This is a genomic window from Mycobacterium sp. IDR2000157661, from assembly GCF_022317005.1.
Lineage (GTDB): Bacteria > Actinomycetota > Actinomycetes > Mycobacteriales > Mycobacteriaceae > Mycobacterium.
Window position 1 is genome coordinate 3793679 of sequence record NZ_CP081006.1, and the last position, 18400, is coordinate 3812078.

Sequence of the window (18400 nt, forward strand, 5' to 3'; positions counted from 1 at the left end):
AAGGGAGCGAGTCGATCAACGGGGACCATGGGCAGCGACGAACAGCCGTCAACATCGGCAATTGGTGACGAAGTACGAGGCTGGGTCGACGCCGCCACAGCGGTGACCGCGGCCCGCCACGAGATTGCTAAAGCGGCCGTCGCACAGTCCGCAGCACTGCGAGCGCGGACTGTGAAGGCCCGACGAAACAACCGCTACCTCTGGCACGTCATACCGTTGCGCTCGGACGACCAAGCCGTCTTTCAAGCCACGGCGCGTTCGGCCTGCCTCCCGCCTATACACCCCGACGTTCAACGAGAACTCGACCGGCTCACCACCGAGGTCGCTGCGGCGACGACGGACTTGAGAAAGGTCACGGGGTTCGGCCGCCTGTTGATGTTCGGCGGCACACGAGACAAAGCCAACCAGGCTGCACAGTTCCTCACTGACTACCGCCGCTGGTTCCACAGCAGCGGTATCGGCCAGGCTATCGACCAGGCCAGGCCGGTGGACGATCAACGGATTCGGGCCTTGACCGTGAACGACGCGCTGGCCGACTGGGTGGGGTTCAAACAGCAGCTACCCGACCACGGCCAAACCGCGACGCTTGAAGACTCGACGACCTTCGCGATCCTCCCGAACGCCACAGCTGTCATCCGGCGCGCAGCCGCCGAAGAGTCCAAGCTGCGCAGGTCTGCAGTCGACGCCGGCGACAAGGTCCGAAGCAAAGAGACCGACCGGATGCTGGCAGACATGTCCGTCGAACGGCTCCGGGAAGCCACCCGCGACAAGATCCGCGTCGGGGCTCTGACGGACAACGGCATCACCAACGTGCTCGCCGTCCTGAACAACGAGGGCATACTCGAGTACTTTGACGGCATCGGGGAGACCTCCGCGACCCGCATCCGCGCTGCCGCTCGGACACTGAGACAGAACACCTTCGATGAGATGCCGATGCGCATCGACATTAAGAACCGCACCCCAGAACACACTGAATTCCTGCGCCGCCTCCGCGCCTGGGATGCGGCACGTCGTGCTTCCACGTCGTCGGCGGACATGTCGATCGTCGAGGAACTGGCACCCGTTGCGGCAGCCATCGATAATACGGTCACCCATGCCATCGTCATTCCGACCGCCTTGTCGACCGTCGAGGACTTCCGCGACGCCATTCAAATTGTGGCCCGGTCCGCGCGCGCGATCGCCGATGCGCAAGACGCGGCAACAAGCGGGGACCCGTGGGAGGACTTCCTCACCCGGCCTGCCGACTACTTTGCGCTCCTCGCCGAGCTGGGCTTCATCACTGAGGACGACGAGAAGACCCACGGCGACCTGCCCACCGAAATCATTGAAGCGGTACGTGATTTCGAGCTGAAAGGCGACTACCTCACCGCGTCGCTACGCGGATATCAAAGCTTCGCTGCACGCTTCGCTCTGGTCCAGCGGAAAGTCATCATCGGCGACGAGATGGGCCTAGGCAAAACTGTTGAAGCCCTCGCAGCCCTCGCACACCTTCGCGCTAAGGGCGAGCACAACTTCCTTGTCGTCTGCCCCGCCGCAGTAGTGACGAACTGGGTTCGCGAAGTCACCGCCAAATCAAAACTTCCCGCGCACCGCCTACATGGGCCCGACCGACGATGGGCGGCCAAGAACTGGGAGCGCAACGGCGGCGTCGGCGTCACCACCTTCGAGACCCTGCGTTGGCTCAACGACGAGGTCTCCACACCGGCACTCAGCTGCGTGGTCGTCGACGAAGCGCACTACATCAAGAACCCCGACGCGCTTCGTACGCAGCGAACATCGCAGCTCATCGACTCCTGTGAACGAGCGATTCTCCTGACCGGCACACCGCTGGAGAATCGGTTGGACGAGTTTCGCAATCTCGTCGGGTACCTGCGCCCGGACCTTGTGTTGGATGCAAACGAGTTCGCTCCGAAGAAGTTTCGTCGCCAAGTGGCACCGGCGTACCTGCGACGCAACCAGGAAGACGTCCTCACCGAACTCCCGGAACTCGTCGAGGTCGACGAGTGGATGCCGATGTCGGGCGAGGACGTCGCCGCCTACCGCGCCGCCGTAGAGCAGCGGAACTTCATGGCGATGCGGCAAGCCACGATGAAGCAGGGACTCAAGTCGACCAAAATGCAGCGCCTGGTCGAGATCGTTCAGGAGGCGGAAGCAAATGGGCGCCGTGTTGTCGTCTTCTCACACTTCCTCGACGTCCTGAGCGACATCGCACGGCACATGCCCGGAAGGGTCTTCGGCCCTTTAACCGGTTCAGTCGCAGCCAGCCAGCGACAGGTACTGGTGGACGACTTCTCCGCTGCCAAGAAGGGTGCGGTGCTGGTCGCCCAGATCGTCGCCGGCGGCGTGGGTCTGAATATCCAAGCGGCATCTGTCGTCGTGATCTGCGAACCACAACTCAAGCCCACCACCGAGTGGCAAGCCATCGCCCGTGCACACCGCATGGGACAGCTGGAATCCGTGCAGGTTCATCGACTGCTTTCCGAAGAAGGTGTGGATCAAAGGCTCCGGGAGATTCTCGCAACGAAGAAAGCGCTATTCGAAAGTTTCGCGCGCGAGAGCGACTTGGCCGCAAGCGCTCCGGAAGCCTATGACGTCACCGAGGCCGAACTCGCACGCGACATCATTGCCTCCGAGCGCGAAAGGCTCTTTGGCCAACCGGCACAGGCCGCACCCGCCGGAACCCCAGCCGAGACGAAGATAGGCGACAGCACGGCCGTTTCCGAGCAACCCCGTCGCGAGCGTCCGCCAGCTTCGCAGAGGCCGTCGACACCGGTACCTGTCATTCATCCGCCGCCAACGCCCCGTAGCCTGGCGGCCGAGCCTAGGCCTTCGAACCAGGAGTCCGCCCGCACTAGGGAGGGTACGTTTGCTGACCGGCCGCGCCGCGTCGCTCCGCAACAAAAAGAGTCACCTGCGTCTTTGAGCGCTATGCCGCAGGCGACCAGCCCTGGGCTTCCGGCACTGAAGACCTATCCTGTTTTTTCCGAAGCGTTGTCACCGATCTCGCAGACACCGGCCGACCGCATCATCGACAACATTGTTCGCATTGTCGGAGTCGAAGGTCCCGTGACCGGCTGGCGGATACACCAGGTGTACAGAAAGAGCGCGGGGAGCGGTGAGTCTCACGACGAGTTTTCTCGACTAATCAACAGGGCTATCTCAGCGGCTGAGCGCCGGCAGAGAATCGTTTCGGAGAACCCGTTCAACCAAACCGGCAATAAGCCAAGGACTTTCAGGCTGCCGAGCCAGTCCTCAGCAGTCGCACGCGAACTCGGTCCCCGGACCATTGACATCGTGCCCCCAAGCGAGGTGCTGCAGTACTGTCGGAATGCGTCAGCCGGTAAAACGCTGTCTGAAAACGAATTGGTTGACCGGGTGGGCAAGCTGCTCCGTACCAGGCAAGTACCAACTGAGCTCCGGAACGCCGTTATCGCGGCGCTGCGCCGGGATGCGAAGGCCAGCGAACAACGTGTCACGAGCCCCGCGCGTGCGTCGGCTTTAGGATCAAAGGGTCAAGGTTCCCAGAGATCAGAAAGCGTCTGTCCCTCGTGCTTTACAGTCCATGCAGGTGAGTGCGCATGACCGCTTGCACTTACTCACTCGATTCCAGCGCCGCCCATCCGTCAGCTTGCGCGGCGGCGTCGAGCAGCATCTGAGCCAGCGCACGGGATTGTGCACCGGACAAGGGGCCGTCACCAGCGATATGCACGTAGATTTCTGTCGGATTATCTCGGCTGAGCGTCCCATCCGGATACTGGAGAGCAGACAGATGCACCCCATGTTCGCAGCCGTCCACGCGCTGCTCGTCGGTGTAAACAATCCTGTACAGCTCATCACCATCCAACTCCCATTCAGTGCAACCCGCTGCGCCCGACGGCAGCGCCGGCACACAATCATTGGTCGTCATCGTGGTCCTCCGTCTCCTTTGGTTGCATCCGTTCGGCTATCGGTATCCAGCGCGGCCAGCTGACGAAGCCTCCACTCGTAGAGGGGATCCGCGGCGCGGTACGGCACATGGCCGTCGATTACGAGCTCGAACAGGTCGAGCAGGGATTTGCCACGCTCAGCTCTGCTCTCCGCAAGCAGTCGAGACTTCCAGGCAGGGTCGGACAGCGCAGTTGCTAGGCGCACGATCTCCGGGTACATGGCTGCGTTGCGACAAGCGGTGCCGGGACCCCGCTGGGTCTCGTCGGGTTCAAGCTCGGCCAAGCGGAAGCTGACGGCTTCCAACGGCTGCCAGTAGTTCCAGTGCTCCACTACCTCGTAGGCATCGGAGATCGCTTGACGAATCGACGCCCGGCCATGGCTGTGAATAAGCCTTTGGTGACGTCGGTGTGCAAGCAGTATGTCCGCACGTGAAGCACCTATGACTTTCGTGACCGGCCGCGTAGCGTCCACACGGAACGCAGTTCCGTTGAGCCACAAACTATGTACGCCGCAGAACACGTGGTCGTGTGTGGACCAGATTTGTGGGAATGTGATTCGTTCTCCATGCCTCGACGCGCAGTGTGGACAGCCGGGGCCAATGGACTCAACTTCGTGCCGGTGCAGCTGCGGGTAGATTGTCCAATCGGCAGGGACCCGTAATTCAGGCAATGCGAAGGCTACAGCGCGGTCACTCATCGACACGCTCTTGCACAAAGCAGCCCGCATCGTTGGTCCACGGCGGGTCAGCAGCGCTTCGAGGCGAGACCTACTGATGCCGTTCGCTTTCGCTAGGCGAGCGAGATATTCGGCAAGTACCTCGTTGGGGAGCGGCTTCACGGGGCGCGGAAGTGTCTGATTGCGACTGCTCATCGTAAACGTCTGCATGAATCGGCCTAGCCGGCTTTCGGCGCGCTTGGGTGACTGGTTGCGGACTCTGCCGCATGGTCGATGATGGCTGCGTCGAGCGACTCCCGGCTGACCGCATCTTCTCCGCTGAGGATTGCCGTGATCGCGGCTACGCGAATAAGGTGGCTCAGGCTGCTGATCGACCCACCCGTTCTTTGATGCAGGTACTTGGAGTTGCGCGTCAGCGTCCCGTCCCTGTGCTTGTAGAGGCGCAGTGCTGATTCCATCGACGCGACAAGGGATTTCCATTCATCGTTGAATGGAAAGTTGCCTGTCTTTATGAGGACCGAGCGCCCCGAAATCTGTCGGCCGCGGACTCCGGTGAACAGGCCGGAACGCTCCACGTTGATGCCCGCGTAGACGAAAGTGGCCGGCATGTGCTCGCTGAAGTACTTCAAATGGTCGGACATGTCCTCGCCGGCGGCGCTGGCAAGGTTGAGGTTGTGTATCTCGTCGACGATGACGAGTTCTGTGCGGGCTTCGGTGAGCACATGGCACACGGCGTCTGCGATGTCGGTTGTGTTGTGGCGTTGACGCGTCGGCAGCCCGAGGAAGTTGGCGAACTCCGATGCGAGCTTGCGAGGGGACCCTTTCGGCGGCGTCGTGATGTAGACAACAGGTATGCGATCCTGGCCGGGATACCGGCGACGTACGTTCTGCTCGTGGATCTTCCCGAGCAGCTTGATGGTGGTGGTCTTCCCACTGGCCCAAGGCCCTGACACGATCATGGACCGCCGAGCGCCGCATTCGCGTTGATTGAGCAGGGTCAGCAGGCGTCCTTGGCGGGTGATGTGGCGGACCGTAGAGGTCTCGATGATGACCAACTCCGAGTGATAGGCCATTCGGCGGTCATCGAAGGCGAGCTTCTCCGCGCCGGTGAGCGTGCTGTAGGTGTCGTGATTGAGCAAGTCAAACATTGCTGGTTTCGCGTCGACGAATCTACGCCAGCCATCAAGCGTGACTGACGGCAGCTGGCGTGGGTCGAGGTCAGGTTCGGCGCACTGATCATCAACTGTCATCTTCGAATCACCATGTGTTGGACTCTTTCTCGGCGTCGAATACAGGGAGTGGAATGACATCAGCGATATCGTCGATGTCTTCATCTGAGGGCAGGAAAGGCCCAGGCGGTTCTTCTGTCGGGGGGACAGTCGGTGGCAACTCCGCTGCAGCCCGCGTACGCGCGACAACACGGCGGTCCTTCGCAGTCCTGCGACGCCGACGTGGAGACTCAGGCGCGACGGACGCGCGTCCCAGAAGATCCTCGACTGCTGCGGTGATCGCCTCTTGGGACGTTCGTCGCTCGCCTCGACTTGTTTCGAGTTGGCGTGCATGCTCCCACAATGCCGATCCGAACGGTTGTGGTGCGGTCTGTAGCTGTGTCCAGTGGGCCATCAGGTAGCCCTCGCCGTGGTGGTTGTGGACCCAGACGCGGCTGACGTCGTACGGGTCGTAGTGAACCTGCCACTGAACACCCTTGCCTGGCACCCCCGAGATTTCGCCGCGCGCCGGATCCAGGGCGTCGCTGTCGTATACCCGGTAGTCGATGGTGATGCCCGCGGCCGTCACCGTTCGGTACAGGCTGGGGAGCAGGGCGACGTACTGGTCGGAACTCAGGGGCGCCGGGATATAGCCGCTGACGGCGAGCATCGATGCGTACTTCTCGTTCGGCGTCAGCTTCCGTTGCGGATTCAGCGGGTCGCGTAGTCCGTCGTGGGGTCGGTTCTGCCAAGCGACGACGATCCATTCGTCTAGCAGGTCCTGAAGCTCTTGCAGGGAGAAGACGGCATTCTGTTCTGCGTGCTTACCTCGGTTCTCGACCGAGGACCCGAGGTAGCCGGTGACGTATTGTGCGAAAAGGGTTTTAACCGATCCAAGGGTGCGTTCGATGATTGGCTTGTCGGTGGGCTCGTCCTTATGAGCGGGCTGCATGCTGATCCCGAACGATCTGCATGCGGAACGGAAAGTGGTCGAGAGGTACACCGCACCGCTGTCGTAGACGATGTTCTCGGGAATGATGATGGGGCGGGCAGCAGCGTGGTCGAGCCTGTCGTCGACAGACCGCATGGCGTGGTAGGGAAGGACGGAGTTCGACATCCGGACGGCATCGACCCAGCCGGGGCGCATCGGTTCCGGTGTCATCGATTTGGCGAGAAGTAGTGATGCGTCCACTGCCTTCGTTGTTGGTCGCAGCACTGCCGCGACGATGGTCCGCGTCGCAGCGTCAACGAGTCCGGTCAACTCCACTCGGCCCTTCACGGAGTCGTCGAGTCGGATCCCCACATCGAAGGGTGTCGTGTCGATTTGCATCCACTCACCTGGACGGCTTGCGACGACCTTGCTGAACATGCCTTCCGGCTGATGGTTCCTCGTCTGCCGGGTTCGAGCGGATCCGGTCGCGTGGCGCGCCTGGGGGAGTTGCTTCATCAGTCGATGGAAAGTGGTGTGGGAGGGGAGTTTCACTTGGTTGTTGAACCTCTCGACCACTCGCCGGTCCACATGCCATTTCAAGGCGATTTCGGTCCGGGTCGATTGCAGTTCGTTCTCGTTCAGGACCTCCAAGAGCACGCCCACGTATCGATCATCGACGCGTCGGGTTGGCGAGCGTCGGCGATGAAGACGGCCGTCGATGAGCCCGGCGACACCGGACCTTTCGTAGCGCCGGCGGAGTTCCTGAAGGTATTTCAGTCCCAATGGCGTTCCAGCAGCTTCGAGTTCGAGGCACTTGTTGCGCTCGCGCTGCCCAAGTGATGTCGCTCGGACGTCGTACCCATTTCGCGGCTCTGTTTGTGGGGGAGAGCCGATCGGTGTGCCGTCGACTACTTCGGAGATGTGATGCTCGAGCCACAGCACACGCTCTTGGACCTGATTCGGCAGCGTAGAAAAGTAGTCTGGCGGAATCGGGCGGCGACGAACACTAGGGGAGAAGACGTCGAATGAACTGTCCGCGAACAGGTCCGCAATCTTCACAGCGGCGAGCTGACCGTCCTCACGCCGTAGCTTCGCCACCAGTCCGTCGATCGCTACCAGCTCGCAGAGCCTGCCGTCATACCGACAGAAATCGCCGATGATGATCTTGACGGGTTCAGCATTCATCGTTTGGCCAACCGGACGAGAGTACGTTCATCGATCGGTGCCGACTCGATATCAACGTCGATCTCGTGCGTCCATAGAAGGTGATACAGAGTCGGTAGGACCAGAAGAGGCTCACCGACCGCGGTGGCCGCCTTGCTAATTGTCATCGCCTTGCAAGCCAGGTGTGCGGTGAGTTCGGTAGCGAAGTCTTGCCTTCGGTTTCGTTGGTTCCGATAGCCAGCAAGCCAGCGGAGATTTGCGGCTCGGATCGGAGGCTGCTCCGCCGCCCGGCAGAAAGACCAGCCAACCTGTCTGCATAGCTCAGCGGCTGCCTCGAACGCCTCGCGTGAATCATCATCGACGAGTCGGTTCGGCCGAACATCTACAAGTACGCCGTCGCCGGATCTCGTCCGGAGAAAAACGTCGGGAGTGTGCTCACGCTGCCTGCCTGCGGCCGACGGGAAGCGAAAGGTGAGGGGCTGTACTGATATTCCAACGATCTGCGGGTCGAAGTCAGCAGCAATCAGGAAATCGCGTTCGACCCACGATTCGAAGGGAAGGTGCGATTGGGTGGTGAGGCACCACCACTCGCCCGTGAAGTTCTTCTGGCCCTTGTACGACGGCGCTTTGCGGACAGGTGCACATTTCTCCAGCGGCACTGACCACAGCTCATCGACCGGAATTTGAGCGACAAGTTCGCCTTCAGCGGGCCGGTAGTCAATCAGCTCGCCGTTACGAATCTGCGCCGCCGCGCGCCCGTGAGGGGGCACGTTGTTCATCGTATGGCCGCTTTCCGGGATGGCCCTGCTGGACACGCCCGGTCGCGCCTAGTCGAGCACCCTCTCATTGGCAACCACGCGAAGAAGGAAAACCGCGCCACCATGGGTGTGACCTCTTTGAGCGGCTGTGTTGTGTCGTTGTTGTCCGACTTGGTATGCGCAACATGGACCGCCGGATCATGCCACCAACGCCTTTGAGGCTGTCTACCGACACCTCGGCCGTGGGCGCGATTAGGTCTGCGTCGGGGACCGATGAAATGGCCCGTGATCCCGACGCCGCGAGCCCCGGCCAATACACTCCGTCGGTGGGTTCGAACACCGTAGAGCACGACACCGTCGCTTCGCGGCAGCTTCTCAAGCTCGCCCTCGACGACGAAATCAAAAGTTGTAGGCGTTGCGACGGGATGAATATCGACGGCGTCACCGCGTCGGCGCCCGGCTACGGCTGCTTGACCTCACCGGTGGCGCTGGTCGGGCAGAGCCTCTGCGAGAAGTGCATGGGAACCCAGATTCCGTTCACCGAGGGCAGTGGCGACCTGGTCGACGAGGGCATTAAGCGCGCGGGCCGCGAGAAGAAGAACCTCTTCATCAGCAACGCGGTGCACTGCCACCCGCCGAAGAACCGCGCGTCCCATCAGCACGAGATCGTCAACTGCTCTTCGTACCTGCACCGCGAACTTGAGATTGTCCGGCCGCGGCTGGTGATCACGCTGGGCCGGGACGCCGAACGCGTGCTGAGGTTCTTCTATCCGCGGGCGCGGGTGTCGGTGCCGCCCTTCGAGGCTCCTACTGGACGGCTTCCTAAGGGTGTGCCGTACATCGTCAACGCGAAGCACCCGTCGTGGATACAGCGCCAGCACGACGACGAACTGGAAGACGAGTACGTGTCCAATCTGGCCGCGGCCATCCGGTGGAGCTTCGGTGGCGCTCGCGAGGAAGCCGAATAGGCAACGTGAAATTCCCCGCCGATGATGACGTCCTCGCTCACGGCTTCCAGTTCCGGCCGACATGGTGGGTTCCGAGGGTCGCGGAGGGGTGGGGTACCTTCCTCGAACAGCTGCCTGCCGGCGACCGCGGCTACCGCACAATCACAAGGGCTGATCTGCTCGACACCGCGACCCGTCACGGTCTGCCACCGTCACTGCTCGCTGGTTACGTCTGGGGGACCGGTGGCTCGGCGTTCCTTGTCGGGCGCCGCGCACGGGTGTTCCGGGACAACGACTCGCGGCGTGTGGACGAGGCCCTGCGCGCGGTCGCCGATATGCTGCAGCGTGGCCACACCGTCGAGGCCTACACCGCGATGCTGCGGGGGCACCAGCACTACCTCAAACATCTCGGACCGTCGTTCTTCACCAAGTTCCTCTATGCTGCAGACGCCTGTGACCGTCAACCCGGACGAGCTCTGATCCTGGACCAGTTCGTGGCCGTGGCACTGAAAGCTGTTGACGGTTGGGGCATCTCGCGGTACGGCCCGTGGGACCCGTCAACCTATGCGAAGTGGATCGACCACGCACACCGCGTCGCAGCCGCCGAGGGTGTGCGCGCGGACGCTGTGGAGATGGCCTACTTCAACCACGGCCGAAAGGTCGCGGCCCGTCGTTGACCGCGGCGTCGACTCCGTGCCCTTTGAGTCGGATCGGGATGCGTACCGCTGCGCAGGCCGACAACACTGCCGAAGGTGTCGCCGAAGAAGAGGAAGCCAGTGCTGGAGAAGTAGGCCATGGCCGATCGAACAGCGCGGCAACTTCGACCACGGTCCGTGCTACCGAGACGGTATTTATCCGCCCACCAGAGAGGGTCGCCAGCAGTGCCCACGTCGGTTTCATGGATAACAACGGTTATCCATGAGGGCTGGTCAAACGCGTCGCCGGACGGCAACTTGATCAGCTCAAGCCAATTGTCAAGCCGACACCGGCGGCTAGGTGCCTTCCACGGTATCCGGAGCAGTGGGCAAGACAAGGACCTCGAAAGGGATGGACCCGAGGTACAGCTCGTCGAGTTCGATGTCGATGCGGCATCTACCGGCAGTTGTGAACAGCGGAGTAGTCACTATGGTGAACAGCTGAGGTTGGAAAGGGGACCGCGGGTCGTCCCATTCGCTCGACGGCGTCAGATAAAGGGCGGGCATTAAAACCTCTACCCGTGACGACTCGATCGGCCCGCAGCCTTCTTCCGGAACGTACGTTGCTTTGAAGATGTGATCTTCGCGCTTGGTGTCGGCGGCCCAGTGGATCCTTCCGATCACGTGCAGCCGGAGACGATAGGGCGGTTCGCCGACAGCATCCCACGTGTAACCCGCGAAATTCTCGACGTCTATCGTGCCGCCAGGGTGCATGCCGTGATTCGTTGCTAGAGCGACAAATTCCAGGGTCGGGTGGCTCGACGAGCCATACCGTCGGCTGCACCATTGCTCACGAAACCATTCGGCCGCCTTTTCCAGCGTGCTGTCGGGGCGTGTCTCACCGGTGTCGAAGACGTCCTGCGCTACGGCCTGCACGAAGGTCTCAGCTTCGATGTCGGCGATCTGCGGCAGGATGAATCCGTTGACCCGCAAGAACGTGACCGCCGCGAACCAACCCGTCCGCTTGTTTCCATCCGAAAAGTACTGCGGGCCGGCAATGCTGTGGACGTAGGCTGCGGCTTTCGACCAAATGTCGGGAAACACCTCAACGCCAAAGTACTCAGAGCTCGGTCGCTGTGCCGCGGACTCCAAGCCGTGGGTGTCCAGCGGGGTGCCGCTGCTCTGGTCCGCGTTGATTTCGATGATTTGGTCGAGGGTGAGGTAGTGGAAATCGGTCACTTCAGTCGCTCAGAGAGCCCCGCCCACCTGACCTTCTCCTTTTTGTAGGCGGCGCGGAACACGTCATCGGCAACCTTGGCGGTCGTGGGCTTCTCAACCTCCTGACCAGTGTCTTTCGCGCTTTGGACGCTTCGATGTTCCGCCATTCCTACAGCATACGATCCAATTCGGCACGGTGAGGTTGTATGCCTGTGTGATTACCCGCCTTCGCGGTCGGCCAAGTCCGGCTCACAAACCGGGACGCTCCACGCTCAGACGACCGCGCTGTATGCGGCCCGACCCACAGCCGGAGGCCACCTAGACGATTTGTGCCGATCCGGTGCACAAGGAAACGCGGCAGCGCGGTCCCTTCGAGCCGTACGGGCAGCCTGCGAGTTCCGCCCATCCACCCAAAGGAAGGCTGTAGTGCGGCGATCTGCGCGACTGCTATCCGGTAATCGGTTCCGCTGCCCGGTACGGGCGGTGCGACCGGCGGCGACGTGTCACCGATGCCGGAAGACATTGCATCGTCCGAGAACAATACCTATCTAATCAGGACGCCGACACGCGTCGAATTCGACCGCCGGGCGCGGGTACGGCGCGCACACTTGTGAGCCACGGACTACTCCACGGGGGCGGGCAGTGACGGCCGATGAGTTGCGGTTGCAGTTGTGGGACGACAACCCGAGTCTTGTGGACTTCCTCGGGTTCGATTCCGTCGTGGCACCGATCGTCGCGGCGATCGGCACTCCGGACATCGATCCCCTCGCCATCGGTGTTCATAGCCCCTGGGGCGGCGGCAAGTCCACCGTGCTCAACCTGCTCGAAACCCGGTTGGCCCCTCGATCCGAGTTCCTGGTGGTCCGAGCCGACCCATGGCAGTACGACAACCACGACGACGTCCGCGGCGATCTCATCGTTGAGGTCCTGGACCAGGTCGCGGCTCAGTTCAGCGAAACGGGCACTATCACAGGCGCGGTGAAGGACCTGATCAAACGGCTGAGCTGGGCGCGTATTGGATTGACCCTGGGCAAGGGCGCAATGACGATGCAATGGGACGTCGACGAGCTCGTCGAGGCATTCAAACCGCGCGGGCGTACCGATGACCGTTCGATGGCTGGATTCAAAGACCAGTTCGCCCGCCTGATCGACGGATTGCCCTACGTGCAGCGCGTCGTCGTGCTGGTCGATGATCTGGATCGGTGCCTGCCGGCGGCGGTGATGGCGACCTTGGAGGCGATCAAGCTGTTCCTGTCGGTTCCCAAGATGGTGTTCGTCGTCGCCGCAGACCAGGAGATGGTGCGCGAATCAATCGCCGTCAGCCTCGGCGAAACGAGCCGCAGCAACGCATTCGCCGTCCGATATCTGGAAAAGATCATTCAGATACCGATCTCGTTGCCGAGACTGGCGCCCGCCGATGCGGAGGCATACACCGGTCTTCTGCTGGCCTCCGCCGAGGCGGACAACCCCGACGCGCTCGTCCCACTCGCCGAGCAGTGCTCAGCCCGCCGCAAGAAGGGCAAGCTTCCCCTGCTGGGTGATCTCGGCGGTCTGGACTGGAGGCCGGCGGAGACGACTCTGGCGCTGGCAACCCAACTCGCGCAGGGGCTGTCGGCGGACCGGCTAGCCAACCCACGTCAGATCAAGCGGTTCCTCAACGCGTTCGGAGTGCGCCGGCTCGCGGCGCAGTCGCGCGACGTCGACATCGAACCCGCCGTACTGATCAAGATGCTGTTACTCGAAGACCTCTACCGCTCGTCGTTCCAGACGTTGGCCGCCACGCCACCCGCGCAACGGGGTGAGCTGCTCAGCGCGTGGGAGACGTGGGCCGCCGGTACCGAGCCCAACGTCGACAAGCCCGAAGGAATCGCTGCTGAGACTCGCGACTGGGCCGCCGCGGCACCGCCTCTGGCGGCGGTCGGCCTGGACCGTTATCTGGACCTGGCAGCGTCACTGATCAACGTCGGTACCGCAGAGCAGTTGAGCGACAACGTCATCGGACTGGTCAGCACGCTCCTCGGCGAGGGGCAGGCCGCACGAGACGCGGCGCTGGTTGAACTGACTCAGCTCGGCGAGTCCGAGCAACGCGCCGCGATGGAATTCGCCCTTCGGCAGGCCCGTGGCCTCGCCGACATCGACGTGCTCATCGAGATGGCGATCAAATGGGCCGACGTAACGCCGGGGTTGGTCGATCTCGTCGTCGCGGCCGCGGACCAGGGCCTGCGCCGTCTGGGACCAGGAGTGCCCCCCATGATGGGGGCCTCTCGGCTCAAGGCCGATTACGCGGGCATCATCAGTCGCCTCGCCGCCGACGACGGTATCGACGATATGGTCCGCAACGCGGCCCGCATGGAACTCGATAACTAGATGGGGACCTGCGGCGCGTACGGCGGCAGCGATTCCGCCGCGTGGAAGCGAGTACGCGAACAATGGGGTGGACTCGGTCCCGCGTCAGGCGGTGAGGGTGTCGGTGGAAGTACCGAGGGCGCCGCCGACCCGTCCACCGAGCCCGCAGCGGACACCGGCGACGGCGGTGCCCAGTACGAGGGGCTCGTGTCGGCGATCGCGCAGGCTCTCCTGAGCGAGGACGCCGACGCTCGTCGCCGCCGGGTTCCCGCCGCGGCGCTGGGGTCAGTGCTGGCACGCCGCGGCGGAGGCCGCGGAGGCGGCGGAAGCAGCGGCGGCGGGATCGGACCCCGCGGCGGCGGCTCGGCAGCGGGCCGGCGCATCACCTCCCAAGCCGGTCGCGGCGGCGCCGCGATCGGCGCGGCCGCCGCCTACCGCGACCGCGACGCCGCGGCCCTCGCTGAATATGGCCTGACCCTCGACGAATTGGACTCGCTCACCCCTCGGATGCGTTGCGCCCGCATCCTCGACGTCGCCATCGGCCAAGCCGGACACCCCGACGAGCAGGCGATGCGCGAAGCATCACTAGCCCAGATCAAAACGTTGGTGTCCGGCGACGTCGGTGCCTCGGTTTCCCCAGTGCAGGCGGTTCGGGATTTCATCGCCGAACTGTCGATCCGATTGGGCCTCATCGAACTGCGCGACCAGATCCTGACCAACGAAACCTCGGTCGCGCAATCCCGACAGCGCGAGAAGGGCCTTCGGCAGTGGGTCAAGGCGAAGGTCGCCGGGCTCGACCTGGCTCGCTACGGCCAGGTGTCGACCGGGCAGCTCCACCAACTCGCGCGCCAGATGTCGGCCGACGTCCTGCGTCTGCTGCGAGGGCGACCGTGACCTCCAGCGCCCATCTGCTCCGTCCTGAGGGCGCCACCGAGATCACCGCCGCAGGTTACACCGTGCTCGACTGGCCCACCCGCCCGAAGAACCGCAGCTCGACGGTCGTTTCCGATCTCGCCTGGAGTCTCGCGCCACTGCCCGCCATCAGAGCGCGGGTCGCCGACCTGGTGCATGTGGCCGCGGGCGCGTACATGGCCGATCGGAACACTGCGCGTGGTGTCCGCTTCAGCCGCGACCTGGCGCTGCGGGTCGCGGTGCTTGATCCCGACGCATGGAACGACCAGGTGCTCGACGCGGTCGCCGATCTACTCGGATGGCTCACCGGCGACGTGTGGGACGTGACCATCACGCCCGCACCGGCGGTCAGGCTCCCGGACCACTGGCCAAACAAGGAGCTTGACGGACCGATCAGCCTCATGAGCGGTGGACTGGACTCCTTCATGGGCGCATTGCATCTGCTGCAGTCCGGCCGTCTGCCCTCGCTGACGGCGCACAAGGACTCCGCCACGGCCGTCCGGCACGCCCAGCGACGCACCTGGCTCTGGCTCGCACGAACATTCAGCCCCCCTCCGTCCTACACGCGCGTCGCGCTGACCCAGGCCGGAGGCCGCATCGAAGCATCGAGCCGCAGCCGCGCATTGATGTTCATGAGTCTGGGCGTGGCTGTCGCCATCGCCCGCGGCGCTCGAACTCTCGTAATGCCGGAGAACGGATACACCAGCATCAACCTTCCGTTGCGGCCGAACCGTGGCGGTGCGTTGTCCACCCGCTCCACACATCCCGAGACAATGCACCGATTCACGACCATTTTGCGGGCGCTGGACATCGACGTGGCTGTCACGAACCCCTACCAGTGGATGACCAAGGGCGAGGTGATGGCCGCCCTCGTTGACAGCTCACCACCCGACGGGTGGCTGGCTGCGGCCGCCAACACACTGTCATGCAGCAAGCTCGACGGCCGGTGGTTCGGTGCGCCGCCCACCTCCAACTGCGGACTGTGCGTTCCCTGCATGGTGCGCAGAGCGACGTTCCTGAGAGCCGATGTACCCGACGGCACTACCTACGTGGTCGACGAAGTCGCCGAAGATCAACGGCGACAGCTCATCGAAGCGCGCCGGGGAGACATCGAAGCCGTCAAGTACGCAGTCTCCGGCGGGGTCAGCTCCGATGCGATCGACGCGGGCACCTGGCCACCCGGATACGACCTCGACCGCGTCGAGGACCTGGTGCAGCGCGGTCTCGACGAACTCGGCATGCTGTCCCTGCCATGACGACATCTCACCAGCTGCCCGCGCTCGATTGCCACGCCCACATCGCACCCGACGTCACACACCGCCAGCTCGCTGCACTCGGAGATGCGGCCGTCTTCGCGGTTACACGCGACCTCGACGAGGCCGACGCGGTCACAAACCGTCACGACAAGAAACTTGTGTGGGGAATCGGAGTTCATCCGGCGTTTCCAGCCGCAGTCGCCGCCTACGATCCCGACCGCTTCCGGGCGCTGCTCCCACACTTCGCGTTCGTCGGGGAAGTCGGTATGGACCGCCGCACTCCACTCGACAGCGGACGAGCCGTTTTTTCAGACATTCTCACGGCCTGCTCAGATCGACCCGTGCTGATCTCGGTGCACAGCACGGGGCGAGTGTCAGCGGTGCTCGATGAACTCGAGAACAAACGACATGTCGGAGTCATCCTGCACTGGTTCACCGGCGCCTCTCGCGATCTGGCTCGCGCACTCGAAATGAACCTATATTTCTCGGTTAACGCCGCGATGCCCGACACCGTGTTCGAGGCGATCCCCCGTGATCGCTTGCTTCCCGAAACCGACTTCCCCGCACGGACAGTCCGAGCGCAGCGGCCTGGCCACGTCGACACTCTCGAAGACCGGCTGTCCACTGTCTGGGGACAAGGCATTCAAGACGTCCGATACCGCCTGTGGCGCAACCTGAAAACGATTGCCGTCGACAGCGGTGCCATCGAGACGCTTCCCGAGAACATTGCGGACATCATCGTCGCGACGTGAACCGCCGGACACGTGCAGCCGGTTCATGGATAACGAAGATTATCCATGAACGAACCCGGAAGACGTTGGAAGGCAGATTATTTGGCACCTGTGCTACGTTCGTTAGTCCGTCACGGTGACGTATCTGGCTTCGGTCAGCGTTGATGCCGGTCGGGTGTGAGTTTCACCGGTGGGCTGTTACATCCCGTCCGGCGCGGTGACGCGCGGCGCTCGTGTTTCCCTGGAAACGCACCACGTGCTGGCCACCCGTAAGGAAGCGGGCCGGAGCCACGAGAGGGGCGCCGCAGAGCCGAAGCGTCACAGTGACAATAGGGTTAGGCTGAGGCCCATCGACGTAACAGGAAACAATCTCGGGATTCGCGGATGTGCAGCCAACCGCCAGCAATGAATCATGAATTCTCAGACCCATCCGAATTCCAAGGGATGAGGGCGGATGATGCGCGCCGTGCCGCCGAACGTTGTCGGGATCTCGGCGACTCTGCACTGATCCGGGCAGCCACGGATGAGCCAGTGTCGGCGTCCAGGCTGCCGGTGCGAACATTTGGACAGCTCCCAAATTTGCATGTTCCAGAAGACTTTGACGAACCGCTAACAGACGCGGAAAACGCTGTCTGGGAAGCCGATTCGGCAGATTAATTCGACTTCAACGCAGCGACAGTTGGGTTCCTTAGGGGCCCGCCAACGCCCTTAATGCGTCACAGTGACGAAAAACGGTGGGGGTGCCCAGGTGGTGCAGGTGGGGTAAGTGTGCCGTCAGCGAGCTCGATTGGCGGGCTCGGCGCGAGGTCCGATCACACGACCAGCGCGGAAGCATCACGAGACGCACAGCCCGATAGGCGAATAACTGAAAACCGTGTGCGCTCGGTCGGCGCAGTAGTGAAAAAGTCGGAGATCAACTGCAAAACGACATCACGGACGGGTTCGGGCGAGTCAGTCGCCGCCGTAGCATGTAGATGAAGTGCCGATAAGCCACATTATGTCAAGTAGGCCTTCCGCATCTGCGCTGCGTCCCAATGGTTTTCATCCGATACCCACCGTGCAGCGCTCATAGGTCGAGGACGATTCGCAGTGCCGCATCAACGCGGCGCATCTCGTCTAAGCCGAGGAACCCGATGCTCTTGCCGAGCCGGCCCGGATCGACTGCCGCGGCTTGCTCGGCAAGCACCCGGGTGTTGACGCCGCCGATATCAACCTCGGGACGAAAGCTGGCGGCACGAGCCGACGTAGACGTTGGCGCGACTAGCCAGGTCGAAAGAGGCAGCTGATCTGACTGGATGACTACGGCGTAGCGGGAACCCGCCTGCTCGTGACCGCGACTCCCCCGCGGGGCATGCAACTGGAATACCTCACCACGCACGCAGAGTCTCCATATCGCGCAGCACCTGCATGGCCTCAGCGCGATCGGACTCGTCCTCAGCAAGCCTTTCCGCCTCGGCGCGAATCGTCGCGCTGGCCTTCCGTCGTGCAGCATCAATGAGAGCAGACCGAACGGCTGCGGACACAGCCGTGCCATCTTTAGTCAAGACCTCCAGCGCCTTTGATGTGTCCTCGTCCGGCCGGAAGGTGATCGTGTCAGCCATAGCGACATTGTACGACAGTTCGTAAGACAGTCACCGGATCGGCAACAGCATCGTTCCGCAGAGCGGCGCCTACGGCGGGATCGTCCAAGGC

General features: G+C 62.9%; 15 protein-coding genes. 7 read left to right on the forward strand and 8 right to left on the reverse strand.

Features of this window, described 5'->3' with window-relative positions; all coding sequences use genetic code 11:
• Positions 1 to 27 precede the first annotated feature (27 nt).
• A complete protein-coding gene (locus K3G64_RS19505; protein WP_238886626.1) occupies positions 28 to 3582 on the forward strand; it encodes a DEAD/DEAH box helicase in 3555 nt (1184 codons plus the stop codon).
• 10 nt (positions 3583 to 3592) lie between these two features.
• Here the strand turns inward: K3G64_RS19505 and K3G64_RS19510 are convergent, their stop codons facing one another.
• From K3G64_RS19510 to K3G64_RS19530, 5 genes are all read right to left on the reverse strand, one after another.
• Entirely contained in the window at positions 3593 to 3907 is a 315-nt protein-coding gene (locus K3G64_RS19510) for a hypothetical protein (protein WP_238886627.1), read from the reverse strand.
• Positions 3904 to 4257 carry a hypothetical protein gene (locus tag K3G64_RS19515; protein ID WP_238886628.1) on the reverse strand — a complete coding sequence of 118 codons (354 nt, stop codon included), beginning with the start codon at positions 4255 to 4257 and terminating at the stop codon, positions 3904 to 3906. Before K3G64_RS19515 ends, K3G64_RS19510 begins: the two co-directional genes overlap by 4 nt.
• Before the next feature lie 563 nt (positions 4258 to 4820).
• Positions 4821 to 5852, reverse strand: a complete 1032-nt coding sequence (locus K3G64_RS19520) for an ATP-binding protein (protein ID WP_238886629.1) — start codon at positions 5850 to 5852, stop codon at positions 4821 to 4823.
• A gap of 7 nt (positions 5853 to 5859) precedes the next feature.
• Complete coding sequence (locus tag K3G64_RS19525) at positions 5860 to 7926, reverse strand: Mu transposase C-terminal domain-containing protein (RefSeq protein WP_238886630.1); 2067 nt, start codon at positions 7924 to 7926, stop codon at positions 5860 to 5862.
• The gene (locus K3G64_RS19530; protein ID WP_238886631.1) at positions 7923 to 8684 is read right to left on the reverse strand and encodes a TnsA-like heteromeric transposase endonuclease subunit; all 762 of its coding nucleotides are present in this window, start codon (positions 8682 to 8684) and stop codon (positions 7923 to 7925) included. Before K3G64_RS19530 ends, K3G64_RS19525 begins: the two co-directional genes overlap by 4 nt.
• Before the next feature lie 305 nt (positions 8685 to 8989).
• Here K3G64_RS19530 and K3G64_RS19535 point away from each other — a divergent pair, with 305 nt between their 5' ends.
• Together K3G64_RS19535 and K3G64_RS19540 are read left to right on the forward strand one after the other, a co-directional pair.
• Positions 8990 to 9631, forward strand: a complete 642-nt coding sequence (locus tag K3G64_RS19535) for a uracil-DNA glycosylase family protein (protein WP_238886632.1) — start codon at positions 8990 to 8992, stop codon at positions 9629 to 9631.
• A 5-nt stretch (positions 9632 to 9636) separates the two neighbouring features.
• A complete protein-coding gene (locus tag K3G64_RS19540) occupies positions 9637 to 10287 on the forward strand; it encodes an 8-oxoguanine DNA glycosylase OGG fold protein (RefSeq protein ID WP_238886633.1) in 651 nt (216 codons plus the stop codon).
• 315 nt (positions 10288 to 10602) lie between these two features.
• Here K3G64_RS19540 and K3G64_RS19545 read toward each other — a convergent pair whose 3' ends face one another.
• Positions 10603 to 11484, reverse strand: a complete 882-nt coding sequence (locus tag K3G64_RS19545) for a type II toxin-antitoxin system death-on-curing family toxin (protein WP_238886634.1) — start codon at positions 11482 to 11484, stop codon at positions 10603 to 10605.
• Between the two features lie 621 nt (positions 11485 to 12105).
• Between K3G64_RS19545 and K3G64_RS19550 the strand changes: the two genes are divergently transcribed.
• The 4 genes from K3G64_RS19550 to K3G64_RS19565 are packed head-to-tail and all read left to right on the forward strand — an operon-like array spanning position 12106 to position 16729.
• Positions 12106 to 13830 carry a KAP family P-loop NTPase fold protein gene (locus K3G64_RS19550; RefSeq protein WP_238886635.1) on the forward strand — a complete coding sequence of 575 codons (1725 nt, stop codon included), beginning with the start codon at positions 12106 to 12108 and terminating at the stop codon, positions 13828 to 13830.
• On the forward strand, positions 13831 to 14703 hold the full coding sequence (locus K3G64_RS19555) for a hypothetical protein (RefSeq protein ID WP_238886636.1): 873 nt from the start codon (positions 13831 to 13833) through the stop codon (positions 14701 to 14703).
• Complete coding sequence (locus K3G64_RS19560) at positions 14700 to 15977, forward strand: queuosine biosynthesis protein queC (protein WP_238886637.1); 1278 nt, start codon at positions 14700 to 14702, stop codon at positions 15975 to 15977. The genes K3G64_RS19555 and K3G64_RS19560 overlap by 4 nt, the downstream gene beginning before the upstream one ends.
• Positions 15974 to 16729: a TatD family hydrolase gene (locus tag K3G64_RS19565; protein ID WP_238886638.1), complete on the forward strand. Its 756-nt coding sequence runs from the start codon at positions 15974 to 15976 to the stop codon at positions 16727 to 16729. Before K3G64_RS19560 ends, K3G64_RS19565 begins: the two co-directional genes overlap by 4 nt.
• 1045 nt (positions 16730 to 17774) lie before the next feature.
• Here the strand turns inward: K3G64_RS19565 and K3G64_RS19570 are convergent.
• Complete coding sequence (locus K3G64_RS19570; protein ID WP_238886639.1) at positions 17775 to 18086, reverse strand: type II toxin-antitoxin system PemK/MazF family toxin; 312 nt, start codon at positions 18084 to 18086, stop codon at positions 17775 to 17777.
• Positions 18076 to 18309: a hypothetical protein gene (locus K3G64_RS19575; RefSeq protein ID WP_238886640.1), complete on the reverse strand. Its 234-nt coding sequence runs from the start codon at positions 18307 to 18309 to the stop codon at positions 18076 to 18078. The genes K3G64_RS19570 and K3G64_RS19575 overlap by 11 nt, the downstream gene beginning before the upstream one ends.
• Between the last annotated feature and the right edge of the window lie 91 nt (positions 18310 to 18400).